Here is a 23669-nt window from a genome sequence, read left to right as displayed (position 1 = left end):
TTTTCTCGGGGAGGGTGGAGGGGGGGTGGGGGGGGGGAGGGGGGGGGAGGGGGGGGGGGGGGGGGGGTTTTTGGGTCCCCACCCAAACCCCCCCCCCACGACCCCCTCATGAAATCGCCCATCCGGGCATCAATCAGACATTGAGTCAGCGAAAAGTGTCCTTTGTGGACACTCAGGGGCACAGTCGGCTCCGATCGGCCAGTCCAGAACCACGGCCACGAAGGCCGCCTCTGCCTTGAGTCAGCGAAGGGGTCCTTCACCACAGAGGCTCGGTCACGCCACATTTGCCTTACCCCTCAATATCAACGACAGCGGACGCGGCGGAGCCGCGGATCAGGACCTTGTCATCGAAGCCCCCAGAGATGCCCTGGACGATGAACCGGATGGGCGGCTCCACCGCAAGCAGGCAGGAAAGAGCCGTCTAAAGCCGAACCCTTCAGATCCGGACGACACGCTCGGAAGCCCAAGTCTCGTAGCTACGAAACCGGTCACGGCCGGCAGCCATCTCGACCGCGCCGCGGAGCTCCTGCCGCACGAAGCGCACTCGAACCTGCGACGCACCCGACTTTCGGCACAGCAGTGAAAACGGAGACGAAATGGAGCCCAACAGGGCAAAATCAAATGTGAACAACGCTCACATAACGTGCCATATCGGCAGGTCAGTAGCTATTTTGATCTTGAGCCGCCAAGGGGGCTCGAACCCCTGACCTTCTGTTTACAAGACAGATGCTCTACCAGCTGAGCTATAGCGGCCGTGCCCAGGGCAGCCCGGGCATGGCCAGTATATCGGCGCCCGTTCAGCCGTCCGCAGGGCGCACCCAGGGCTCTCCGGCGACGGTCCGGAAGGCGTGCGCGAACGTCACGGCGGTCCCCGGATCGCGGCGGTCGGCGGCGTAGTACCAGTTCATCCGGACGGCTTGCGGGGTCACTTCGAGGACGCCGGGGCCATGCGAGTCGAGCTCGACGAAGCGCACGTGCGGGTTCAGCACGCGGATCGCGGCCTCCACCTTCAGCGAGCCGGTCCGCGGCGGGACTCCGAGCTGCTCGTCGATGTTGTCCGAGGTGACCGACGGGCAGACGAACTCCACGGCGACGCTCGTCCCGTCCCTCGGCACGTCGTTCGCCCACGACGAGTGGACGTCGCCGGTCAGGAACACCGTGTTGCCCCGGCCCTGTGCCGCGATGGTGTCGAGGACCCGGCGACGGTCGGCGGCGCAGCCGTCCCACTGGTCGGTGTTCACCGTGGTCGGCTGGCCGTCGAGCAGATCGTCGAGCGCGAGCCGTTCGCGGGTGGGCAGTGCGGGGATCTTGATCGGCGTGACCATCACCGAGTTCCCGATCAGATTCCAGGACGCGGTCCCGCGCGCGAGGCCGTCCGGGAACCACCGCCGTTGCCCGGCGCCGAGGATGGCGCCCTCCACCGAAACCTGGCCGGGCTGCCGGGTCCGGTACGTCCACAGGTCCAGCATGGTGATGTCGGCCCGCTTTTCGAAGCTCCAGCCCGAACTTCAGCCGCCGGTACAGCCGGTCGCCGCGGTTGCCGCACCGGCATCCATTCGAAGTACGCCTGGTGCGCGGCCCGCATCCGGTCGTGCCAGCGTCCCTCGGTCGCCGGATCGTGTGACGACGACCCGCCGGACCAAGCGTTGTCGGCGGCCTCGTGGTCGTCCCAGGTCGCGACCATCGGGTGACGGGCGTGCAGCCGTCGGAGGTGTTCGTCGGTCTTGTACATCGCGTGGCGTTGCCGGTAGTCCCCCAGGGTGATCAACTCGTTGGGCGGTACCGAAGGCCGGAGATCACCCGCAGGGTTGGGATTCCCTTCGTAGAGGTAGTCACCCAGGTGAATGAAGGCGTCCAGATCGTCGCGGTCGGCCAGGTAGCCGTAGGGGGCGAAGTGACCGACAGCCCAGTTGGCGCACGAGACCACGCCGAGTCTCAGGCTCGCGAGGTCCTCGTCGTGCGCAGGCGCGGTGCGTGTGCGCCCGGACGGCGAGACCTTCCCCTGAGCCGTGAAGCGGTACCAATACTCCGTCGACGCGCACAGCCCGCCCGCCGTCACCTTCACCGTATGGTCGCGTTCCGGCGCCGTCCGGACGTGACCGCGAGCGACGACGCGCGCGAATCCGGCGTCTTCGGCCACCTCCCACCGGACGTCCGCCGTCACCCCTTTTCCGGATCCCGGAACCGCGTCCGGCGACGGCGTGACACGGGTCCAGAGGAGGACCGAATCGGGCATCGGATCGCCCGACGCCACCCCATGCGCGAAAACCGGGGCCTCCGCCCCGCTAGATGCCCCCGAAAGGGTGAATGTCGCCGCTGTTCCGGCGGCGGTGACCCCGGCCGCGCGAAGAACGGATCGCCTGCTCACGGAGGACGCCATGGCATGCAGTGTGCCGTAAACCGGCGTGCCCGCGACGATCTTCCTCCGACGTGGTGGACGCCACTTCGGGTTTCCTGCAACGGTCGAGGCACCGGCCCCGATGCTCCTCGGGAAAGTCCCTCGAACCAGAGTGAGGAGGTGGATCGATCATGAAGATCAACGAGCACACCAAGGGAGCCCAGCGCGGCGAACGCGGTGCCGAAAAGAACCAGGACGAAACACCCGAACGTGGCGAATGGCTGCTGGAAGCGCCGCGCCAGCGTGACGGAGAGCGATCGATCCCCCAGGCTCGCTCGCACCGGCCGAATCTGCTGCGCCGCCGCGCCTGGCAGATCCTCGAGGCGCCGACGGCGGAGCAGCCCGCCGTCGAGACCGACGAGGCTATGGGCCCGAAGCCGCCCGACGACTCGACGGTCAACTTCGTCCTGGACCTCGCCCTGCGTATCGGCGAGGTCCAGATGTCGAGTGGCGCCGGCGCCTCCGACGTCACGGCGACGATCATCGCGCTGACCTCCGCGCTCGGCCTCCCGCACTGCGAGGTCGACGTGATCTTCACGTCGATCACGGTGACCTGCCACCGCGGCACCGACATGGCCCCGGTCACGGCGCTGCGCGTGGTCCGCTCGCGCAGCCTCGACTACACGCGGCTCACCCAGACCGAGACGCTGGTCCGCCGGATCGTCCGCGGCAACATCGGCGCCGAAGAGGCCCAGCAGGAACTCCAGCGGATCACCACCGCGCCACACCCGTACCCCCGCTGGGTGGCCACGGCCGCCTGGGGTGGGCTGGCCGCGTTCATCACCCTGATCCTCGGCGGCAGCCTCGACGTCGCCCTGGTCGCGCTGGTGATCAGCGCGGTCATCGACCGCCTCGGCCGCTTCCTCAACCGCTTCGCGCTGCCGTTCTTCTTCCAGCAGGTGGTCGGCGGCCTGGTCGCGACCCTGTCCGCGATGGCCATAGTCAGCAGCAACCTGCTCACCACGGACAAACCCACGCTGGTCGTCGCGGCGGCCGTCACCGTGCTGCTGTCCGGTCTCTCCACGGTTTCCGCCGTGCAGGACGCCATCACCGGCTATTACGTCACGGCGGCCGGGCGCACGATGGAAACCGCGCTGATGAGTGCCGGACTGATCGCGGGCGTGGTGCTCGCGCTGAAGATCGCGGTGCTGCTCGGTCTCCCGCTGACGCCGCTGCCCGAGGTCGTCTCGTCGACGCCGCAGGACCTGCCGATCATCATCCTCGGCAGCGTCGGCGCGTCGGCCTGCTTCGCGCTGGCCTCGTACTCGACGCTGCGCGCGATGATCGTCGCGGGAGCGGCGGGCGCCATCGGCGGCGCGGTCTACGGCGCCTTGATGCTGACCGACTTCCAGGCCGTCAGTTCGTCCGCCGTCGCCGCCACGCTGGTCGGTTTCTGCGGCGGCGTGCTGGCCAGGCGGCTCAAGGTGACGCCTCTCGTGGTGGCTGTGTCCGGCATCACGCCCCTTCTCCCCGGCCTCTCCACCTATCGTGGTCTATACCAATTGGGCGTCGAGCCCGGCGGGAACATCTCGACGCTGATGACCGCGGTCGCGATCGGGCTTGCCCTGGCAGCGGGTGTGGTACTCGGCGAATACCTGGCGCAGCCGGTGCGCACGGGGCTCGGCAGGCTCGAACGCAAGTTCGCCGGGCCGAGGATGGCGGGCCCGATGGAACCCGCCGAACGACGCTTGGAGTGACCGCTCGGCGACCGGCCGTGGCCTCCTCGCGCGATAGGGTTTCCGCTTAGGGCAGCGACCCGCGAATCGAGGGAGCGGCTGGTGGACGAAGTGATTGCCGAGACGAGCAGAACGGCCTCCGCGGATTTCGTGGTGGTGGCGAACCGGCTCCCGGTGGACCTCGAACGGACCGCCGACGGAAGCAGGCGCTGGACGGCGAGCCCTGGCGGGCTGGTGTCCGCGCTCGAACCTTTCCTGCGGTCACGCAAGGGAGCCTGGGTCGGGTGGCCGGGTGTGCCCGACGTCGACGTCGAGGAGTTCGACGACGACGGCCTGGTCCTGCACCCGGTCTCCCTGACGTCGGACGACGTCCGCGACTACTACGAGGGCTTCTCCAACGCGACGCTCTGGCCCCTGTACCACGACGTGGTGGCACGGCCGGTGTTCGACCGGAGCTGGTGGGAGTCCTACGTCCGGGTGAACCGGCGCTTCGCCGAGGCGAGCGCCAAGGTCGCCGCCGAGGGCGCGACCGTGTGGATCCAGGACTACCAGCTGCAGCTGGTCCCGGCGATGCTCCGCGAACTGCGTCCCGACCTCCGGATCGGGTTCTTCCTGCACATCCCGTTTCCCCCGGTCGAGTTGTTCATGCAGATGCCGTGGCGGACCGAGATCGTCCGCGGCCTGGTCGGGGCCGACCTCGTCGGGTTCCACCGGCCGGGTGGCGCGCAGAACTTCCTCTGGCTGGCGCGGCAGCTGGCAGGCCTCGAGTCCAGCCGCGGCGCGGTCGGCATCCGCACCCGCCCCGGCCTGATGCAGGTCGGCGACCGCACGGTGCGGGTCGGCGCGTTCCCGATCTCCATCGACGCCATCGGCCTCGACAGACTCGCCAAGACCAAGGGCGTCGCCGAACGCGCCGCCCAGCTGCGGCGCGACCTGGGCAATCCGAAGAAGGTCCTGCTCGGCGTCGACCGGCTCGACTACACCAAGGGCATCGACCTGCGGTTGCAGGCGCTGCACGAGTTGCTGCACGAAGGCCGCGTCCGCCCGGAGGACGTCACGTTCGTCCAGCTGGCCACCCCGAGCCGTGAGCGCGTCGAGCACTACCAGCGGATGCGCGGCGACATCGAGCAGATGGTCGGGCGGATCAACGGCGAATTCGCCCGCGTGGGTCACCCGGTCGTGCATTATCTGCACCAGTCCGTGAACCGGACTGAGCTGGCCGCGTTCTTCTCCGCGGCCGACGTCATGGTGGTCACTCCCCTGCGTGACGGGATGAACCTCGTCTGCAAGGAGTACGTCGCCTGCCGCCACGACCTGGGCGGCGCGCTCGTGCTTTCGGAGTTCGCCGGCGCCGCGGCGGAGCTCACCAGCGCGCTCCTGGTCAACCCGCATGACCTGGACGGGGTGAAGAACGCCTTGGAGACTGCCATTACGCTCGACCCCGCAGAGGGACGCCGCCGTATGCGCGCCATGCGTCGACAGGTCCTCACGCATGACGTCGACCGCTGGGCGCGCTCGTTCCTCCAAGCGCTCGGTGCCGAACCGGCCGACTGATTCCCCCAACCCCGCTACGTTCCCGAGGAGAAATCGTTGACCGCCGAGGCACTGCCCGCCGAGCTGCGGCGCGCGATCGTCCAGGTCGCGCGCACCCCGCGGTTGCTGGTCGCCTGCGACTACGACGGCACGCTGGCTCCGATCACGGCCAATCCGGACGAAGCCCGGCCGCTGCCGGAATCGGTAGGCGCGCTCAGGTCGCTGGCCGGCCTGCACGAGACGACCACCGCCGTCATCTCCGGCCGCGCGCTGCGTGATCTCGCCACCCTGTCCCGTCTCCCGGCCGAGGTGAACCTGGTCGGCAGCCACGGGTCCGAATTCGACATCGGCTTCATCCACGCGCTCGACGACAAGGCCCGCGAGCTGCACAGACGACTCGAAGCCGAGCTGGAGAACCTGGTGCTCGACGTACCGGGCGTCTCGCTCGAGGTCAAGCCCGCGAGCATCGCGGTGCACGTCCGCCGCGCCGAGCACGAGGCGGGCCGCCGGGTCCTGCGCGACGTCCACAATGGACCCGCGCAGTGGGAGGGCGTGTCCACGACCGACGGCAAGGAGGTCGTCGAGCTCGCGGTCGTCCAGACGGACAAGGGCCGCGCGCTGGACACCCTGCGCCACCAGGTCGGCGCGACGGCCGCGGTCTTCCTCGGCGACGACGTCACCGACGAGAAGGCGTTCGCCCGGCTCTCCGGCCCGGACCTCGGCGTGAAGGTCGGCGACGGCGAAAGCCTCGCGCAATACCGGGTCCCGGACACCGTCGACGTCGCGATGGCGCTCGCCTTCCTCCTCGAAGAGCGGCGTAACTGGCTGTACGGCGAGCAGGCGCCGCCGATCGAGCGGCTTTCCATGCTGGCCAACGAACGTTCGGTCGCGCTGGTCACGCCGGACGCCCGGCTGACCTGGCTGTGCCATCCCGGGCCCGACGCGCCCGCGATCTTCGCGGACCTGCTCGGCGGGGCCGGCGCCGGACACTTCTCGATCAAGCCGCACCGCAACGGCCTGCCGCTCGGGCAGCGCTACCTGCCGAACACGATGACGGTCGAGACCCGCTGGTCGCGGCTGCTCGTCACCGACTACCTCGAGCCGGAGAGCCCCGCGCACCGCACGGATCTCGTCCGGGTGATCTCGGGTGAGGCGGCGGCGGAGATCGTGTTCGCGCCGCGGCCCGAATTCGGTGGTGTGCCGGTGAAGCTGGTCGCCCAGGGCGATGGGATCCTGGTGCAGGGCACCTCGGAACCGTTCGCGCTGCGCTCGCCGGGCGTGGAGTGGGAGATCACCTCCGACGGCATGAACGACACCGCGACGGCGCTCGTCACCCCGACCCCGGACAACCCCGTGGTACTCGAACTCCGTTGCGGCACCTCGGACCTCGGCGCGCACGAACTGTCCGAAGTGGATCGGCGGGCCCGTGCGGGCGAGTACTGGAGCACCTGGGCGCGGACGCTCAAACTGCCCGGCGTCCAGACCGACCTCGTCGGCCGCTCGGCGCTCACGCTACGCGGGCTGGTGAACACCGACACCGGCGGCGTGCTCGCGGCGGCGACGTCCTCGCTGCCGGAGGAGATCGGCGGCGTCCGGAACTGGGACTACCGCTATTGCTGGATCCGTGACGCGGCCATGACCGTGCGCGAACTGGTCCACCTCGGCTCGATCGAAGAGGCGGAAGGCTACCTCCGCTGGCTGCACGGCGTACTGTCCACTTTGGCCGGTCCGGAACGGCTGCACCCGCTGTACACGTTGGCGGGCAGCGTGATCGGCGCCGAAGCGGTCATCGAGTCGCTGCCCGGGTACGCCGGTTCGCGGCCGGTCCGCGTCGGCAACCTGGCGAACCACCAGGTCCAGCTGGACGTGTTCGGCCCGGTCGTCGAACTCGTGCAGACGTTGGCGGCGGCGCGCGGCGAACTCCGCGACGAGGACTGGCAGATGGTGCGCGCGATGGCCGAGGCCGTCACGCGGCGCTGGAACGAGCCGGACCACGGCATCTGGGAGGAGCGGCACGTGCCGCGCCACCGGGTGTACTCGCGGGTGATGTGCTGGGTGACCATCGACAGGGCGATCAAACTGGGCGAGATCTACGGCCGCGAGGTGCCGGGCGCGTGGCCTTCGCTGCGTGACGAGATCGCCGCGGACGTGCTGGAGAAGGGCTGGAACGAAGAGGTCCAGGCCTTCACGACCGCTTACGACGGAACGGATCTCGACGCCGCGTCGCTGTTCGTCGGGCTGACCGGGCTGATCGATCCGGCCGACCCGCGGTTCCAGTCCACGGTGACCGCGATCGAGGCGGAACTGCGCAGCGGGTCCACTGTGTACCGTTACCGCCGCGACGACGGCCTTCCCGGCGGCGAGGGTGGTTTCCACATCTGCGCGGCCTGGCTCATCGAGGCGTACCTGCTCACGGGGCGGCGCACCGAGGCCGAGGAACTGTTCGCGCAGATCGTCGACGCCGCGGGCCCGACCGGGCTGCTGCCCGAGCAGTTCGACCCGATCGCGGAGCGCTCGCTGGGCAACCACCCGCAGGCGTACTCACACATCGGGCTGATCCGCTGCGCGAACCTGCTTTCCCAGTAGCCCGCGCTTCCTGACGTTCGGGGCCGCGGTGTCTGTTCTCAAGGTCGTGAAGGCCTCCTTCCCTACACTCAAGGTAGGGAAGGAGGCCTTCACGGCACCTCCGGACCGCAGGCGATGCGGGGAAGTCCCCTTCAGCCGCCGGCGACCGACGGGATGATCTGGACTTCCTTCACCCCGTCGAGAGAGGTCTTGGCACCGTCGAGACGGCGGCACTCCTCACCGTCCACATAGAAGTTCACGTAGCGCCGCAGCGCGCCGGTTTCGTCGCGCAGACGGCGTTCCAGCGCGGGGAACCCGGCGCCGAGCGAGTCCAGGACGCCGTCGAGCGTCGAAGCCTCGACTTCGAGCGCGCCGCGGCCGTCCGCGAGCGGCCGCAGCATCGCGGGCAGCAGGACCCGGACCACCTAGACCACCTGGGCCCGCACGCACAGCACGTCCGGCAGATGCGCGGCCACCTGATGCCAGGTGTCGCCTTCATCGGGGCTCGCCCACACTTCACCGGATCGCGTGCCGAAATAGATGCCGTCCCGCGAATCGACGCACATCCCGTCCCGCAGCACTCCCGCGTAGAAACCCTTGTCCGGCAGGCCGTTTCCGAGCCCCGTCCAGGTCTCGCCCGCGTCCTCGCTGCGGTAGACCCGGCAGCGGCCCTCCGGCGGGAAGCGGAGAACGTCGGCCACCAAAGGGAAGTTGTAGACGGTGTCCGGTTTGGACGGATGGACGACCATGGCGAAGCCAAAGTCGTTCGGCAGGCCGCCCGCGATCGACTGCCACGTCTTCGCGTCGTCGTCGCTGCGGTACACACCGCCGTGGTTCTGCAGGAAGAACCGCTCGGGGCGCGACGGATGCATCGCGACCTTGTGCACGCACTGCCCGAATTCGGGCTCCTCGCCGGGCAGGAAACCGGCGCTGATCCCGCGGTTGGACGCCGTCCAGCTCTTGCCGCCGTCCTCGGTGCGGTAGACCCCGCCCGTCGACATGGCGACGGTGATCCGCCCTGGATCCGTGGGATGCGGCAGGACCGTGTGGATCATCTGGCCGCCGCCACCGGGAGTCCAGTGTGGACGGTGCTCGTGATCCCAAAGCCCGCGCACCAGCTCGAAGGTCTCTCCGCCGTCCTCGGACCGGAACAGCGCCGACGGCTCGACACCGGCGTAGATGACGTCACCGGCGAGCACGATCTGCCAGATGCCTTCGAGCGCGGTCTCCGTGCCGGCGGGGAAGGCGACCGGCGCGCGATCGGGTTCGGACCAGGTCTCGCCGAAGTCCTCCGACGTCGCGATGGTCGGGCCGAAGTGTTCGTTGACCGCGGCCGCGTAGACCTTGGAGGGGGCCAGCGCGACCGCTCGGACGGCCTCCATGGGGAACTTCGGTTCGGAGATTTCCCAGTTCTCGCGGTCCTCGCTGCGGGCGAGGAACAAGCCCTTCCTGGTACCGATCCCCAGCTGGAACTCCACGACGCCATCCTCTCGGTCGACACTGTGACTCAGGTCACCGTACTACCGGAAGCGCGTGGAGGCGTCGCGCCGGCTGCTGTCCAAGGGGTCGTGGCCCTCGCCTTCTCGGGAGAACGAGGGGCACAGACGAACAGCCGGCGCGACGGGTTCCGGGGGCGGTCAGGTCCCGCTGATCAGGCGCAGCGCCAGATCGGGGCTGAACTGACCGGCTTCGACGTTCGGCGCGATCCCGCATTTACCGTCGGAGTCACCGGGCACCTTGACCCAGAGCAGCATCTCCGCGCCGCCGCCGGTCTGCGAGGTCGCCCCGAGCTTGCGCCCGGCCGGGTTGCACCATTCGGAGCCCAGCGGGCCGTTGCCGTTGCGGCTGGTGTCGATCACGAACGGCTTGATGTAGCCGTACTTGCTCGACAGCGCGGCGCTGACGGCCTTGCCGTAGTTCGCCGAGTCGGCGGTGGTCTTGTAGTTCGACACGTTGATCGCGAGACCGCGGATCGACTTCACTCCGACGGCGTTGAGCCGGTCGGCCATGGTCGCGGCGGGGATCCAGGTCGAGTTGCCGCCGTCCATGTACGCCCAGGTGTTCGGCGCCTTGGCGGCGAACTGCTCGGCGGCGTACTTGAGCAGGTCGAGGCGGGTCTGGCGCTCGCCGACGGGCAGGCAGTCGACCTGCGCGAGCGCGTCCGGCTCGATGACGACGACCGCGGGCTTGCCGCCGATACCGTCGGCGAAGTTCGAGATCCAGGTCCGGTACGCCTCCGGGCTGCCCGCGCCGCCACCGGAGTGACCACCGCAGTCGCGGCCGGGGATGTTGTAGGCGACCAGGATAGGCAGCTTGTCGGCCACGTCGGCGGCGTAGGTGTAGCCGTCGACGGCGGTCTTGACGTTCCCGCTCCAGTTGCCGAACCAGCGCGCGCCCGCCTTGGTGGAGATGGCGGCCTTGATCTTGTCGGCGGTGCCGCCCGGGTGATCCCGCACCCAGACCGCGGGGTTGGAGTTCGGGTCGACGTAGAAGCCGTTGGTCTTCTCAAGGGGGTTGCCGTCGGCGGCCTGGGCCGGCGCGGCGATGAGGGCCAGCAACGAGGCGGCCAGCAGACCGAGCGTCTTGATGCGCATGCCCACCAGCCTCGAGCCCTCCCGTACAAGATTCGTACAACCCCCGCGTTTCGTCCTCTGAATGCGGTCCTTGCGCGTGCAAGTAACGCATTCAGAGGACGAAATGCGGCAGGGGTCAGGCCGAGTACCCCTTCGGCGGGATCAGGGTGGCGAGCTGGTTGAAGGTGAGCCAGTAGATCTGGTTGCCGCCGAAGTTGGCCGGGTCGGCGATCTTCACCGTCATGTTGTCGCTGTTGTAGCCGATGATCGTGAAGTAGTGGTAGATCGTGTAGTTCGGGTAGCCCGGCGGGTGGTTGTTCGCCGGGGCGACGATGTTCGCGACGATCGCGTAACCGTTGTTGACGTCCAGCACGATGTCGCGCCACAGGAGATCGCGCTGCGCCTGGGTCGGCGGGTCGTTCGGCATCTCCTTGGTCTCGTACCAGCCACCGGCGACGTGGTTGTTGAGGACGCGGGTGACCTGCCCGATCCAGTCGGTGCCGTTGGTGGTGGTCGGCAGTTCGTTCGCGAGCTGCTGCTGACTCGGCGGGTTGCCGTTCTTGGCCGAGATCGCGATCCGGGTGGCGGCCGGACCGCACCAGTAGCCGGTCTGCTGGATCTGGTACTGGATGTTGAGCTCCGCGGCCGCCCTGACCCCTTCGACCTTGGCGGGCGGCGCCATCGACTTCACGAAGTCGGGCGCGGGTACGACGTCCTCACCTTGGGCGACGGCCGCCGCCGGAGCGGTGATCAGTGCGGACACCGCGAGCGCGGCGACGACCGCGGTCCTGAGTCGGCGCATGGTAATCCTTCCCCAGTTTCACTTTTGAATGGTGAATACTGAACATGATCTCCGGTCCCGCGGCTTTTGCCTACGGCGTCACCTGTGCTTTCCCCGTTCGGCCCACGACGAAAGTAGGATCGGATGAACGCTTCGGAGGTCATCGGGCAATAGCGATCGTGCAGGTGATGAAAGACGATCACGAGCAGGCCGGCACGCGCGGGCTGGACAGGCCGGATCTCGGTGGTCCGGATCCCGCCCCCGTCTTCGGTCTGCTCTTCGACGCCCACGCGGCCCCGCTGCAGCGCTACCTCGCGCGCCGCGTCGGCACGGAGACCGCGCACGACCTCGTCGCCGAGACGTTCCTCGTGGCGCTCCGGCGGCGTGAGACGTATCGTCCCGAGGCCGGCACGGCGCGCGCCTGGCTCTACGGGATCGCGACGAACCTGCTGCGCCACCACGTCCGAACGGAGACCAGGGCGCTCAACGCCACGGCCCGGCTCGCGGCCGCCGACCAGACGGTCGCGGCCGGACACGACGGCCGCGTCGCCGAGCGGGTCGACGCCCAGTCCCGCGCGGCCCAGCTGGCGGGAGCACTGGCCGAACTGAGCGTCGCGGACCGCGACACCCTGCTGCTGGTCTCGTGGGCGGGGCTGGATCCCGGCGAGGTCGCCGAGGCCTTGGGAATTCCCGCCGGGACGGTCAGATCACGGCTGCACCGGATCCGAAGATGGTTGCGCGCCAACGCACCGGAGTCCACAAAGGACGATTCAAGAAAAGAGGAGGAGGGCGAAAGTGCACGGCGGTAGCATCCGGAAGGTGTGGTCCGAGGCCGAACTCGACGAAGCGCTGGCAGGCCTCCACGCCGAGCCGGAAACCCGGCAGGACGAACTTTCCCGCGCCAGGGCGGCGCTCCTGCGCGCCGCCGGCGACGTCGAGGACGAACTCCTTCCCGTGACCGCGCCGCCGGTGAAGAAGCGGCCGGGCGCGTGGCGATGGATCGCGGCCGCGGCCGCCGCGGCACTGGTGTCCGGCGGCGGGATCGTGGTGACGAACGTCCTCACCGGCGTCGACGGCCCGGACCCCGCGGCCCATTCGACCGTCACCCAGGGCGAAGACGCCCTCGAAGCCCTCCACGGCGACGACTTCCCGATCCGGGACGACCAGTTCCGGCTCGTCACCGAGTCCACGTGGACCACCCATGTCACCAAGACGGGGCTCGTCTACCAAACCCACGAGATCCTCGAACGCTGGCTGCCGCCGCGCAGCTGGATGCCGATCAAGACGCGCTTCACCGGAACCGGCGAGATCCGCTGGGTCAAGGGCGACTACCAGACGGCCAAGGCCCTTGGCGAAACACTTCCGGGCCCGTCGTCACACGTCACCGTGGCGGATGCCCGGCCGCCGCGAACCACCACCACGGCACAGGTGCCTCCGCCGGTGAAGACCTCCGAGGATCGGCTGCCGTCGGACAGCGGGTGGACTGACCCGACGCCGGAGTTCCTCGCCGAACTGCCTGTCGACCCGACGAAGCTGTCCGAACGGCTCCGCCGTGACGGCCTCTGGCCGGACGGCCGCTCACCGGAGCAGGTGAACTCCACACCCGAGATGTTCGAGATGGCCTTCAAAGTCCTCCGTTCCTCCCAGGGCTTCGGCGCGCTGCGGGTGGCACTGTGCAAAGCGCTCGCGAGAATGCCCGGCGTCGACGTGGCGAGCGTGGTCACTCCCGGCGGACGGCCCGCGGTGTCCTTCACGGTCGCGTTGCCGGACCAGACGCGCACGTTCCTCGTCGACAGGGCGACGGCCGCCGTCGTCGGGAACCGCGCCGTCCGGTCCAACGGGCAGAATGAGGGCTGGCCGGGGCTGACCTTGTTCGACACGTCGATCTCCGTGGTGATCACCGAGGACGGCGGTCCCAAGCCCAGCTAGCGCGCGTGCTTGGCGGCGTTGAGCGCGCTTCCGACGTCCGGGACCTCCAGCACCCTGATCCCGGGCGGGATCTTGCCGGAGTCCGGCGGCACCAGCGCGTAGGTGAAGCCGAGGCGGGCGGCCTCCGCGAGCCGCCGCCCGACGCTCGGCACCCGCCGGACCTCGCCCGACAGCCCGACCTCGCCCATCGCGACGAGCTTGGGCGAGAGCGGCGTGTCCCTCGCCGAGGAGATCAGGGCCAGCACCACCGCGAGGTCGATCCCGGGTTCGGTGATCTTCATGCCGCCGACCGTCGCCACGTAGACGTCCTTGTCGCCGACCTTGATGTTCGCCCGCTTCTCGACCACGGCCAGCACCATCGCGACACGTGCCGAATCGAGGCCGCTCACCGCGCGCCGGGGCTGCGGTGACTGGGTCGCCGACACGAGCGCCTGCACCTCACCCAGCAGCGGCCGCTTGCCCTCCATGGTCACCGTGACCGCGGTGCCCGCGACCGGCTCCGCGGTGTGGCTGAGGAACAGCCCCGACGGATCCGGCACGCCGACGATGCCCTCCTCGACCAGTTCGAAACAGCCGATCTCGTCGGCGGCGCCGAACCGGTTCTTGATGCCGCGCAGCATCCGCAGCGTCGAATGTTTGTCGCCCTCGAACTGCAGGACCACGTCGACCAGGTGCTCCAGCACGCGCGGCCCGGCGACCGAGCCGTCCTTGGTGACGTGGCCGACCAGCACGATCGGCAGCCCGCGCTCCTTGGCCAGCGCGACCAGCCCGGAGGTGACCGCGCGGACCTGGGTGACGCCGCCCGGCGCGCCCTCCACCTGCGGCGAGGCCATGGTCTGGACGGAGTCGACGATCAGCACACCCGGCTTGACCGCGTCGACATGCCCGAGGATCGCGGAGAGATCGCTCTCGGCCGCGAGGAACATCTCGTCGTGGACGTTGCCGGTGCGCTCGGCGCGCAGGCGCACCTGCCCCGCCGACTCCTCGCCGGTGACGTAGAGCGCCCGGCCCGCGGTGGCCGCCCATTGGTAGGCGACCTCCAGCAGGAGGGTCGATTTGCCGACACCGGGCTCGCCCGCGAGCAGGATGACCGCGCCCGGCACGAAGCCGCCGCCGAGCACCCGGTCCAGCTCGGAGACGCCGGTGGGCTTCGCGCGCGCCGTCTCGACGTCGACCTCGCCGATCGGGCGCGCCGGCGCGCTGGGCGCTCCCGCCGCGACCCTGGCTATCGCGGGGCGGGCGTCGCCGCGCTCCTCGATGGTCCCCCACGCCTGACATTCGGGGCAGCGCCCGACCCACTTCGGCGCCTCGTATCCGCATTCACCGCAGCGGTAGGTGCTGCCTTTCTTGACCACCCCGCGAGGCTAGCGGCCACCACCGACAAACCCCGGCAACGACGCAAGTACGGGAAGGCCCCCTTCATCGCGCCTGGCGCGATGAAGGGGGCCTTCCCGTACTTCCGAGGACTTAGTGCCCGCCGCCCTTGGCTTCCTTCTCGGGCGCGGGCGCCCTGCTGCCCGGGTGCGACGGCGCCGCGACCGGCAGGTCCACCGTGATCGAGCCGGAGTTCTTGAAGACGAAGGTGACCTTGATGGTCTGGCCCGCCCACACCGGCTGCTTCAGCCCCTGCAGCTCGATCGTGGCCTTGCCCACCTGGTCCGGCGCGTTGGTCGTCTCCGGGCCCGCGGACGGCGTGACCGTCCCGGCGGAGCTCGACGACGGGGCGCCGGACGACGAGGGGGCACCCGAGGACGACGCCGGCGCGGAGGACGGGGCGCTCGTCGGGGCGACCTCCTTGGTCGACTCGACCGCGTCGGACGGGCCGATCACGAGCGCGTGGCTCGCGGCGACGACCTTGGACCCGGTGATCTTGGCGTCACCGGTGGCGGCTTCGGAGGAGACGGAGACGAGCTCGTCGTCCAGCTTGCCCTGGTTCACGATGGTCAGCGTCAGCGGCGCGGCGGAACCGGCCGGGTACGCCTGCCCCTCGGCCGGGAACTGGAGCGCGGCGTTCCGCAGCACCAGGTCCTTCGCCTGCGCGTACGTCCCGTTGACCGCGGGCTGCTGCGAGTCGGTCTGGGTGATCTGACCAGCACCGCAGCCGGCGAGCACGAGCGCGGCGCCGAGCGCCAGCACACCTGCGCCGAACACGCGACGATTCTGCAGCCTCACGTCGGAGTCCTTCCATCTCACGGCCTCTTCACCGCGAAGACTAGCCGGGCGCCTTCGCGGGCCAAGAACCCGGTGCGTGTTGACACCCCACCAATGCGGTGACGTGCCCAAGATCAACCGTCCACAAAGGATTTGGAAATCGTTCGCTTCTCACCAGCGTGAGCATGGGCGAATTGGGTTTGTCAACCCCCGGGCGGAGCACCGTCAGGCCGCTGACCTGCGACGACGATCGCGGGCCGCTAGGTGGGCCTCGTCGGCACGTGCTAAGATGAATTCAGCGAAAGGGGCAGAGGACACATGGTTTTCAAGGTCGGAGAGACCGTCGTCTACCCGCACCACGGTGCCGCACTCATCGAAGCCATCGAGACCCGCGTGATCAAGGGCGAGGAGAAGAAGTACCTCGTCCTCAAAGTCGCGCAAGGGGATCTTACGGTTCGCGTGCCCGCTGACAACGCCGAGATCGTCGGCGTTCGTGATGTCGTCGGGCAAGAAGGACTGGACAAGGTTTTCGACGTTCTGCGTGCTCCGCACACCGAAGAGCCCACCAACTGGTCTCGTCGGTACAAGGCCAACCTCGAGAAGCTCGCCTCCGGCGATGTGAACAAGGTGGCCGAAGTGGTGCGCGACCTCTGGCGGCGAGAGAAGGACCGCGGACTTTCAGCCGGCGAGAAGCGCATGCTGGCGAAGGCGCGGCAAATTCTGGTCAGCGAGCTGGCGCTCGCGGAGGGCACCGACGAGGACAAGGCTGAAGTCCTCCTCGACGAAGTTCTGGAAACCGCGACAGTCTGAACCGGCGAGTGTCCCACGCCAGGTGAGGCTGCGGGGGATACCTCTACGATCGCGCACATATGAGCACCGTCCATATGAGCACAATCGCGTTCGTCACTGTCGTTCGGCACCATGCCTCCGACGCGGAGCTCGCTCTCGCGCCGGTCAATGGTGAAGCGCTACTCACGCACACTGTGCGGGGGCTGCTCGCTCTGCCGGATCTCGATCTGGTGGTCGTAGCGGCCCCCGAGCGGTGTGCTGATTTGTTTTCGGCCGCTTTGCGCGGCTTCGAGGAGCGTTGCCGGATAGTACCCGGCGCGTCACTGGAGCATACTTTCGACACCGTCGTAAAAGAGATCACCGGGAATCCGGTCTTCCTCGTGCACGACGCCTTGCGCGCCTTCACCCCCGCGGACACGATCCGTGCCGTCGCGGAGGCGGTCCGTGCGGGCTCGCCTTTCGTGGTCCCGGTACTTCCGATGGCGGACACCGTGAAGGTGACCGACGCGACGAAGGTGATCACAGGCACCGAAGACCGCGCATACCTGCGCACGGCCCAAACCCCGCTCGGCTTCACCCGTGAGACTTTTCTCTCGTATGCCGCCGAGCCGTCTCTCGACGGCGCGCACACCATCCCGGGACACCCCGACGCGATGCGCGTCACCAACGCGTTCGAACTGAAACTGGCCGAGGCGATCGCGGTGGCCGGGGCAGCAGAGGAAGTGCTGTGATCCGCGCGGGGCGCCCCTCCCCGATTCCCGAGGTGAGTCGCTAACGTGCGCCCTGGCGACGCGATCGCGGTCGCGCGCAACCGGCGAAGAAAGAGGAAACCCTGTGCGGATCGGCAACGGCGTCGACGTCCACCCCGTCGAGGCGGGCCGCGAATGCTGGATCGCCGGTCTCCTCTGGCCCGGCGTCGACGGTTGCGCGGGCCATTCCGACGGCGACGTCGCGGCGCACGCGTTGTGCGACGCGCTCCTGTCCGCGGCCGGGCTCGGTGACCTCGGCGCGGTGTTCGGCACCGGCGACCCGCGCTGGGCGGGCAAGCACGGCGTCGAGTTCCTCGCGGAGGCGCGGCGCCTGGTCGAGGCGGGCGGTTGGACCGTCGGGAACGCGACCGTCCAGATCGTGGGCAACGCGCCGCGTGTAGGAAAGCGTCGCGAAGAGGCCCAGAAGGTGCTGAGCGAGGCCGTCGGCGGGCCGGTGAGCGTGTCCGGGACGACGACCGACGGGCTCGGCCTGACCGGACGCGGCGAGGGCATCGCGGCGTTCGCGACGGCGCTGCTCCTGCCCTCGCAGGAATAGCCGCCGCCGGGAGCCGGTTCGGGCTGTCATGGCAGTCACACTTCCCGAACCGGTCCGCGAACTGGTGGACGGCAAGAACTTCGCGACCGTGGCCACGCTGGACGCCGACGGCGGCCCGCAGACCTCGGTTATCTGGGTGGGCCTCGACGACGGCGATCTGGTCTTCAGCGCCACCGAAGACCGGCTGAAGGTGCGAAACCTGCGTCGCGATTTTCGCGCGAGCGTGTCGATCACCGACGCGGAGAACCCGTACCGGCACACGCAACTCCGCGGCACGGTCACGATCACCCCGGATCCGGGAAAGACGTTGCCGAAGACGCTCAGCCACAAGTACCTCGGATCGCCGGGAACGTCCGGTGATTAGGCTTCCGGCATGGGTGTGACCTTCAACGACGCGACCAAGAAACTCCTCGACGGCAACAACTTCCCGGTGCTGGCGACCGTCAACGCCGACGGCTCCGCGCAGACGTCCGTGCTGTGGGCGAGGCGGGACGGCGACACGGTGATCTTCGCGACCGTCCGCGGCCGTCTCAAGGAGCGGAACATGGCCAGGGACCCGCGGGTGTCCGTCTCGGTCTTCGACCAGGAGAACCCGTACGACTACGTCGAGATCCGCGGCACCGTGGAGATGACCGACGAGGGCGGGCGCGAGCTGATCAACGAGCTCTCGCACAAGTACCTCGGCAAGGACTACCCGGAGGAGCCTGCCGACGTCGTCCGCGTGCTGGTCCGGATCACGCCCACCAAGATCACCGGCAACGCCGCCTGACACGCGCCATGAAAGGTCCTTTCCTTGCAAAATCTGCAAGGAAAGGACCTTTCATCTCACACGCGAGGGGCGGCAGGAACCCCACGATCGTGGCTAATGTGGAGCCCGTGACCTTTCGCGCTGTGTTGTTCGACTTCTCCGGCACGGTCTTCCGCCTCGAACAGGACGAGACCTGGCTCGCCGACCTCACCGACCACGAGGGCGAGCGGCTCGACATCGAGGCCCAGACCGAACTGATGCGCCGGATGACCGCGCCGGTCGGCCAGGTCGTCGATCTCGACGAGGAGCACCTGCACGCCTGGAACCACCGCGATCGCGACCCGGTGCTGCACCGGAAGGTGTACCTCGAGGTCCTCAAGCAGTCCGGGGTGCCGCACGCCGACCAGGCGGTCGCGCTCTACACCCGGCTGATCGATCCCACCCAGTGGACGCCGTACCCGGACACCGAGGCCGTCCTCAAGGGCGTCTCCGGCAAGGGCGTGAGGCTCGGGGTGCTGAGCAACATCGCCTTCGACATCCGGCCCGCCTTCGGCCGCCGTGGCTGGGACGCCTACGTCGACGAGTTCGTCCTGTCGTTCGAGGTCGGAGCGGTGAAGCCGGAGCCGGAGATCTTCCGCGCGGCCGTCGAGCGGCTCGGGGTCGACCCGGCGGAAACGCTCATGGTCGGCGACAGCGAGGAGGCCGACGGTGCCGCGCGCGACATCGGCTGCGCGTTCGCGCTGGTAGAGCCCCTGCCGACGACCGAGCGGCCGGACGCCCTGCTCAGCGTCATGCGTGCCCATAACGTGCTGTAATACGGTCACTGCGACACCGCTCACGCCGACCCCGTACCCTTTTAGGGTGGCACTACACCTCTATGACACGGCGACCCGGAGCGTGCGGGAATTCCATCCCGCCCGTAGCGGAACGGCGTCCATGTACGTGTGTGGTGCCACCGTGCAGGGTGTTCCCCACATCGGCCACGTCCGCGGCGCGCTGAACTACGACGTCCTGCGCCGCTGGCTCGTCCACAGTGGACTCGACGTGCTGATGGTCCGCAACGTCACCGACATCGACGACAAGATCCTCACCAAGGCCGCCGCGGCGGATCGTCCCTGGTGGGAATGGGCGGCCACGCACGAGCGCGCCTTCGAGTCGGCGTACGAAGCCCTCGGCTGCTTGCCGCCTTCGATCGCCCCTCGGGCGACAGGGCATGTCACGCAGATGGTCGAGCTGATGCAGCAGCTGATCGACGGCGGGCACGCGTACGCCTCGGGCGGCGACGTGTATTTCTCGGTCAAGGCGTTCGACGGCTACGGCGATCTCTCCGGCCAGAAGCTCGACGAGGTCCAGCAGGGCGAGAGCCTCGGCGAGGGCAAGCGCGACGCGCGCGACTTCACGCTGTGGAAGGCCGCGAAGCCGGGCGAGCCGTCATGGCCGACGCCGTGGGGTCCCGGCCGTCCCGGCTGGCACCTCGAATGCTCGGCGATGGCGACCACGTACCTCGGCGCCGAGTTCGACATCCACGGCGGCGGCGTCGACCTGGTTTTCCCGCACCACGAGAACGAGCGCGCCCAGTCGAACGCGGCGGGTGACCCGTTCGCGCGGTTCTGGCTGCACAACGCCTGGGTGACCATGTCCGGCGAGAAGATGTCGAAGTCGCTGGGCAACACGGTCTCCATCCCGGAGATGCTCAAGGACCACCGGGCGCCCGAACTGCGGTACTACCTGGTCCAGCCGCACTACCGGTCGACGATCGAGTACTCCGACGGAGCGCTCGCCGAAGCCGCGCAGGGTTACCGGCGGATCGAGCAGTTCCTCCGCCGCACGGCGGGCATCACCGGCGCGGTCCATCTCGGCGAGATCCCGGACGGGTTCGCCGCCGCGCTCGACGACGACCTGGCCACTCCGCAGGCGTTCGCAGTGCTGCACAACACCGTCCGCGACGGTAACGCCGCCCTCGACGCGGCCGACAATTCCAAGGCACTCGAAATCGCCGCCTCCGTGCGCGCGATGACCGACGTGCTCGGCCTCGACCCGCTCTCCGCGCGCTGGTCCGAGGCGGGCGGCGATGAGACGCCCACCCGGCAGGCGCTGTCCGAACTCGTGGAAGGGCTGCTCACCGAACGGCAGCAGGCCCGCGCCGAGAAGGACTTCGCCCGTGCGGACGCCGCGCGTGACCGCCTCCAGCAGGCGGGCATCGTGGTGGAGGACACGCCGAACGGTCCACAGTGGACCGTCAAGGACGTCTGACACTTACTCGGTTTCTAGCTCAAGGATTCTCACTGATGGCAGGCAACTCCCGGCGCCAGGGCGCTATTCGCAAGCCCGGCACGAAGAAGGGTCAGGTCGTCGGCTCCGGCGGCCAGCGCCGGAAGGGCCTCGAAGGCAAGGGCCCGACGCCCAAGGCCGAGGACCGGCCCGGCCACAAGGCGTACCGGATGGCCAACGCGCGTGACCGCAAGGACCAGGCGCGGCAGAAGAAGGCCGACAAGCCGGAGCTGATCGCCGGGCGCAACCCGGTGGTCGAGGCGCTGCGCGCCGACGTGCCGGCCACCGCGCTGTACGTCGCGATCAACATCGAGATCGACGACCGCGTGAACGAGGCCGTCCGGCTCGCCGGCGACAAGGGCATCTCGATCCTGGAGATCCCGCGCGAGGAACTCGACCGCAAGACCAACCGGGCCATGCACCAGGGCCTCGGCCTGCAGGTCCCGCCGTTCGTCTACGCCGACCCGCGCGACCTGATGGCCGTGGCGAAGGACTCGGGGCAGACCCCGCTGTTCGTCGCGCTCGACGGCGTCACCGACCCGCGCAACCTCGGCGCGGTGATCCGCTCGGCCGCCGCGTTCGGCGCGCAGGGGGTCCTCCTGCCGGAGCGGCGCAGCGCGGGCATGACCGCGGTCGCGTGGCGGACGTCCGCCGGCACCGCGGCCAAGCTGCCGATCGCCGTCGCGACCAACCTGACCCGTCAGCTGAAGGCGTGGAAGGACGAGGGCCTGATGGTCGTCGGCCTCGACGCGGACGGCTCGGTGGACATCGACGAGCTCGACCTCGCGGCGGATCCGCTGGTCATCGTGCTCGGCTCGGAAGGCCGCGGCCTGTCCCGGCTGGTGCGTGAGACCTGCGACGCGACCGTGTCGATCCCGATGGCGGCGGGCGTCGAGTCGCTCAACGCGTCGGTCGCTGCCGGGGTGCTGCTGGCCGAGGTGGCGCGCCGCCGTCGGCTCGCGGGACGTGTCTGACCCCCGCACTTCGTCACACGGTGCGGGGTGCGGTGACTCTTGGTGAACCCGCGTCCGCGATCGACGTCGGCCGGGCGGGTTCACGAGTGTGGTCACTTTTCCGGGCCATCTCAGCTCCGCCACCAGGCGCTCAGGCTAGGGTCACCAGCGGATAACGCGTAACCGCCCTGGGGGACCCCGCACCGATGTCGTTCATTTCACCGCTGTTCCTGTGGTACTTCATGCCGGCGGTCCTGCTCGCCGTACTGGTGTGCCCGCGCGGCTGGCGGAACGGCATCGTCGCGGTCGGCAGCCTGATCTTCTACGCCACCGGCGCCGGGCCGTACACGCTGGTCCTGCTCGGCTGCATGGTGGTCAACTTCCTGGCCGGGCCCGCGCTGGAGCCGAACGCGTGGGATCTGCAGAACAAACGGCGCAAGCGGCTGCTGCTCGGGGTGATCGGCCTCAACGTCGGCATGCTGCTGATCTGGAAGTACGCGGGCTTCGCGACGCAGCAGATCGCGGCCGTGACGCACTGGTTCGGCGGCGGTTTCCCGGTGGCCGACCTGGTCATCCCGATCGGCATCTCGTTCTACACGTTCCACCACATCTCCTACGTGGTGGACATCTACCGCGGTGAACGCCGCGCGCTGCGCGACCCGGTGTCGTTCGCCGCGTACATCGCGATGTTCCCGCAGCTGGTGGCCGGGCCGATCGTGCGGTTCCGGGAGATCGCCGACCAGCTGCCGCAGCAGCGGTCCCACCGCCTCGACGACATCGCCGCCGGTTTCCCGCGGTTCGCCCTCGGGTTGTGCAAGAAGACGATCATCGCGGACTCGCTCAGCCCGATGGTGGACGCCTGCTTCAACACGCCACCCGACCAGATGACCTTCGCGATCGCCTGGCTCGGCGCGATCGGGTACACGCTTCAGCTGTTCTTCGACTTCTCCGGGTACTCCGACATGGCGATCGGGCTCGGGCGCATGCTCGGCTTCCGGCTGCCGGAGAACTTCGCGAGACCGTACTCGTCGGTGACCATCACCGAGTTCTGGCGGCGCTGGCACATGTCGCTGTCGCGCTGGTTCCGCGACTACGTCTACATCCCGCTGGGCGGCAACCGCACCGGCGCCGGGCACACGTACCGGAACCTGTGCATCGTGTTCGTGCTGACCGGGTTCTGGCACGGCGCGCAGTGGACGTTCCTGATCTGGGGCATCTATCACGGCGCGCTCCTGATCGTGGAACGCGCTTTCGGCTACGACGTCACCCCCAAGTCGCAGGCCGCCCGCATCGGCCGCCGCGCGCTGACGCTCGTGCTCGTGGTGTTCGGCTGGGTGTTCTTCCGCGCCAAGGACCTGCCGCACGCGCTCGGCATGATCGGGCACATGGTGCTGCCGGACTTCACGGGCCTCACCGACGTAGTCGAGAGCGCGGTGACCAACCAGCGGCTGGTCATCCTGCTGTGCGCGCTGGCGATCGTGTTCCTGCCCGCGCATCCGGTGACCGGGCCGCTGCTGGAGTCCTCACGGAGCCGCCCCGCGACGGCGCTGCGGATCGGCGTCATGACCGTCGGGCTGGTGTACGCGGCCATCCTGATCGCGACCGGGACGTTCAGCCCGTTCCTCTACTACCAGTTCTGAGGGAGCCCGAGAATGACCGACCTGGCCGCTCAGCCCGGCGTGATCCCGTACGTCGACAACCACGACGGCCCACGCCGCCTGCTCACCGTCGAACTGCGTCCGTTCCCCTCCAGCTCTGTGCCGTACGCCCCTATCGTGAGCATCGACGGCAGGCAGTTCGTGGTCTCCTGGGGTGCGGTCACGTTCGAGATCCCCGCCGACCGGAACGTCCACGTCAGCGCGCATCTGCACACCAACTACGGATCACAGGCCGCCGCGACGCCTTTTGCCTCGATCGTCCTGGCTCCCCATCCGGAGCCGGTCCGGCTGACCGCCCAGTTCACCGGTTCCGGTGGTTCGATGTTCCCGGTCGGCTAG

The 23669-nt window shown here is 69.0% G+C and carries 22 protein-coding genes, 1 tRNA gene and 1 pseudogene; 15 read left to right on the top strand and 9 right to left on the bottom strand.

The window, feature by feature from the left end:
• Nucleotides 1–680: 680 nt before the first annotated feature.
• The 3 genes and pseudogenes from AC0685_RS34470 to AC0685_RS34460 all read right to left on the bottom strand — a co-directional run.
• Nucleotides 681–753: transfer RNA gene (locus AC0685_RS34470), tRNA-Thr, on the bottom strand.
• A 44-nt stretch (nt 754–797) separates the two neighbouring features.
• Complete coding sequence (locus tag AC0685_RS34465; RefSeq protein WP_478229321.1) at nt 798–1469, bottom strand: alkaline phosphatase D family protein; 672 nt, start codon at nt 1467–1469, stop codon at nt 798–800.
• 119 nt (nt 1470–1588) lie between these two features.
• A pseudogene (locus AC0685_RS34460) lies at nt 1589–2236 on the bottom strand (alkaline phosphatase D family protein); the annotation flags it as partial.
• Nucleotides 2237–2529: 293 nt separating this feature from the next.
• Between AC0685_RS34460 and AC0685_RS34455 the strand changes: the two are divergent.
• From AC0685_RS34455 to otsB, 3 genes are all read left to right on the top strand, one after another.
• A complete protein-coding gene (locus AC0685_RS34455; protein WP_478229320.1) occupies nt 2530–4095 on the top strand; it encodes a threonine/serine exporter family protein in 1566 nt (521 codons plus the stop codon).
• Between the two features lie 81 nt (nt 4096–4176).
• Entirely contained in the window at nt 4177–5628 is a 1452-nt protein-coding gene (locus AC0685_RS34450) for an alpha,alpha-trehalose-phosphate synthase (UDP-forming) (RefSeq protein WP_340686352.1), read from the top strand.
• Between the two features lie 36 nt (nt 5629–5664).
• The gene (gene otsB / locus AC0685_RS34445; protein WP_478229319.1) at nt 5665–8193 is read left to right on the top strand and encodes a trehalose-phosphatase; all 2529 of its coding nucleotides are present in this window, start codon (nt 5665–5667) and stop codon (nt 8191–8193) included.
• Between the two features lie 131 nt (nt 8194–8324).
• Here otsB and AC0685_RS34440 read toward each other — a convergent pair whose 3' ends face one another.
• The 4 genes from AC0685_RS34440 to AC0685_RS34425 form a co-directional block, all read right to left on the bottom strand.
• Complete coding sequence (locus AC0685_RS34440) at nt 8325–8597, bottom strand: MoaD/ThiS family protein (RefSeq protein ID WP_478229318.1); 273 nt, start codon at nt 8595–8597, stop codon at nt 8325–8327.
• Nucleotides 8598–9650, bottom strand: a complete 1053-nt coding sequence (locus AC0685_RS34435; RefSeq protein ID WP_478229317.1) for a WD40/YVTN/BNR-like repeat-containing protein — start codon at nt 9648–9650, stop codon at nt 8598–8600.
• A 159-nt stretch (nt 9651–9809) separates the two neighbouring features.
• Entirely contained in the window at nt 9810–10766 is a 957-nt protein-coding gene (locus tag AC0685_RS34430; protein ID WP_478229316.1) for a glycoside hydrolase family 6 protein, read from the bottom strand.
• A 115-nt stretch (nt 10767–10881) separates the two neighbouring features.
• Complete coding sequence (locus tag AC0685_RS34425; protein ID WP_478229315.1) at nt 10882–11547, bottom strand: C39 family peptidase; 666 nt, start codon at nt 11545–11547, stop codon at nt 10882–10884.
• Nucleotides 11548–11705: 158 nt separating this feature from the next.
• Between AC0685_RS34425 and AC0685_RS34420 the strand changes: the two genes are divergently transcribed.
• A complete protein-coding gene (locus tag AC0685_RS34420) occupies nt 11706–12335 on the top strand; it encodes an RNA polymerase sigma factor (RefSeq protein WP_478229314.1) in 630 nt (209 codons plus the stop codon).
• Nucleotides 12322–13455, top strand: coding sequence for a CU044_5270 family protein (locus AC0685_RS34415; protein WP_478229313.1), 1134 nt, complete (start codon nt 12322–12324; stop codon nt 13453–13455). Before AC0685_RS34420 ends, AC0685_RS34415 begins: the two co-directional genes overlap by 14 nt.
• Here the strand turns inward: AC0685_RS34415 and radA are convergent.
• Nucleotides 13452–14810 (bottom strand): DNA repair protein RadA, encoded by a 1359-nt coding sequence (radA, locus tag AC0685_RS34410; RefSeq protein WP_034310209.1) that lies wholly within the window; start codon nt 14808–14810, stop codon nt 13452–13454. The two genes, AC0685_RS34415 and radA, sit on opposite strands and share 4 nt — an antisense overlap.
• A 112-nt stretch (nt 14811–14922) precedes the next feature.
• Complete coding sequence (locus AC0685_RS34405; protein WP_478229312.1) at nt 14923–15627, bottom strand: copper chaperone PCu(A)C domain-containing protein; 705 nt, start codon at nt 15625–15627, stop codon at nt 14923–14925.
• Between the two features lie 297 nt (nt 15628–15924).
• Here AC0685_RS34405 and AC0685_RS34400 point away from each other — a divergent pair, with 297 nt between their 5' ends.
• The 10 genes from AC0685_RS34400 (at nt 15925) to AC0685_RS34355 (ending at nt 23669) form a co-directional block, all read left to right on the top strand.
• Nucleotides 15925–16416 (top strand): CarD family transcriptional regulator, encoded by a 492-nt coding sequence (locus AC0685_RS34400; protein ID WP_004559016.1) that lies wholly within the window; start codon nt 15925–15927, stop codon nt 16414–16416.
• A gap of 74 nt (nt 16417–16490) precedes the next feature.
• Nucleotides 16491–17126 carry an IspD/TarI family cytidylyltransferase gene (locus AC0685_RS34395; protein WP_478229311.1) on the top strand — a complete coding sequence of 212 codons (636 nt, stop codon included), beginning with the start codon at nt 16491–16493 and terminating at the stop codon, nt 17124–17126.
• A gap of 103 nt (nt 17127–17229) precedes the next feature.
• The gene (gene ispF, locus AC0685_RS34390) at nt 17230–17700 is read left to right on the top strand and encodes a 2-C-methyl-D-erythritol 2,4-cyclodiphosphate synthase (protein ID WP_034310203.1); all 471 of its coding nucleotides are present in this window, start codon (nt 17230–17232) and stop codon (nt 17698–17700) included.
• 28 nt (nt 17701–17728) lie between these two features.
• A complete protein-coding gene (locus tag AC0685_RS34385) occupies nt 17729–18064 on the top strand; it encodes a PPOX class F420-dependent oxidoreductase (protein WP_478229310.1) in 336 nt (111 codons plus the stop codon).
• A gap of 9 nt (nt 18065–18073) precedes the next feature.
• Nucleotides 18074–18469, top strand: coding sequence for a PPOX class F420-dependent oxidoreductase (locus AC0685_RS34380; protein ID WP_478229309.1), 396 nt, complete (start codon nt 18074–18076; stop codon nt 18467–18469).
• 107 nt (nt 18470–18576) lie between these two features.
• Nucleotides 18577–19263, top strand: a complete 687-nt coding sequence (locus tag AC0685_RS34375; RefSeq protein ID WP_478229308.1) for an HAD family hydrolase — start codon at nt 18577–18579, stop codon at nt 19261–19263.
• A gap of 46 nt (nt 19264–19309) precedes the next feature.
• The gene (gene cysS / locus AC0685_RS34370) at nt 19310–20701 is read left to right on the top strand and encodes a cysteine--tRNA ligase (protein WP_478229307.1); all 1392 of its coding nucleotides are present in this window, start codon (nt 19310–19312) and stop codon (nt 20699–20701) included.
• 35 nt (nt 20702–20736) lie between these two features.
• Complete coding sequence (gene rlmB, locus AC0685_RS34365) at nt 20737–21693, top strand: 23S rRNA (guanosine(2251)-2'-O)-methyltransferase RlmB (protein ID WP_037335364.1); 957 nt, start codon at nt 20737–20739, stop codon at nt 21691–21693.
• A gap of 185 nt (nt 21694–21878) precedes the next feature.
• On the top strand, nt 21879–23312 hold the full coding sequence (locus AC0685_RS34360) for an MBOAT family O-acyltransferase (RefSeq protein WP_478229306.1): 1434 nt from the start codon (nt 21879–21881) through the stop codon (nt 23310–23312).
• Between the two features lie 12 nt (nt 23313–23324).
• Nucleotides 23325–23669, top strand: a complete 345-nt coding sequence (locus AC0685_RS34355) for a hypothetical protein (protein WP_340686341.1) — start codon at nt 23325–23327, stop codon at nt 23667–23669.

It is taken from the genome of Amycolatopsis sp. NPDC043889, assembly GCF_056435645.1.
The sequence above is the reverse complement of the archived record's forward strand: the minus strand, read 5'-3'. Positions and strand labels throughout refer to the sequence as shown.

Excerpts from the sequence above, each read along its gene's own strand:
- AC0685_RS34465 (WP_478229321.1), bottom strand. The coding sequence starts at position 1,469 with ATGCTGGACCTGTGGACGTACCGGACCCGGCAGCCCGGCCAGGTTTCG.
- AC0685_RS34455 (WP_478229320.1), top strand. The coding sequence starts at position 2,530 with ATGAAGATCAACGAGCACACCAAGGGAGCCCAGCGCGGCGAACGCGGT.
- AC0685_RS34430 (WP_478229316.1), bottom strand. The coding sequence starts at position 10,766 with ATGCGCATCAAGACGCTCGGTCTGCTGGCCGCCTCGTTGCTGGCCCTC.
- AC0685_RS34425 (WP_478229315.1), bottom strand. The coding sequence starts at position 11,547 with ATGCGCCGACTCAGGACCGCGGTCGTCGCCGCGCTCGCGGTGTCCGCA.
- AC0685_RS34400 (WP_004559016.1), top strand. The coding sequence starts at position 15,925 with ATGGTTTTCAAGGTCGGAGAGACCGTCGTCTACCCGCACCACGGTGCC.
- AC0685_RS34395 (WP_478229311.1), top strand. The coding sequence starts at position 16,491 with ATGAGCACAATCGCGTTCGTCACTGTCGTTCGGCACCATGCCTCCGAC.
- AC0685_RS34385 (WP_478229310.1), top strand. The coding sequence starts at position 17,729 with ATGGCAGTCACACTTCCCGAACCGGTCCGCGAACTGGTGGACGGCAAG.
- AC0685_RS34380 (WP_478229309.1), top strand. The coding sequence starts at position 18,074 with ATGGGTGTGACCTTCAACGACGCGACCAAGAAACTCCTCGACGGCAAC.
- rlmB (WP_037335364.1), top strand. The coding sequence starts at position 20,737 with ATGGCAGGCAACTCCCGGCGCCAGGGCGCTATTCGCAAGCCCGGCACG.
- AC0685_RS34360 (WP_478229306.1), top strand. The coding sequence starts at position 21,879 with ATGTCGTTCATTTCACCGCTGTTCCTGTGGTACTTCATGCCGGCGGTC.
- AC0685_RS34355 (WP_340686341.1), top strand. The coding sequence starts at position 23,325 with ATGACCGACCTGGCCGCTCAGCCCGGCGTGATCCCGTACGTCGACAAC.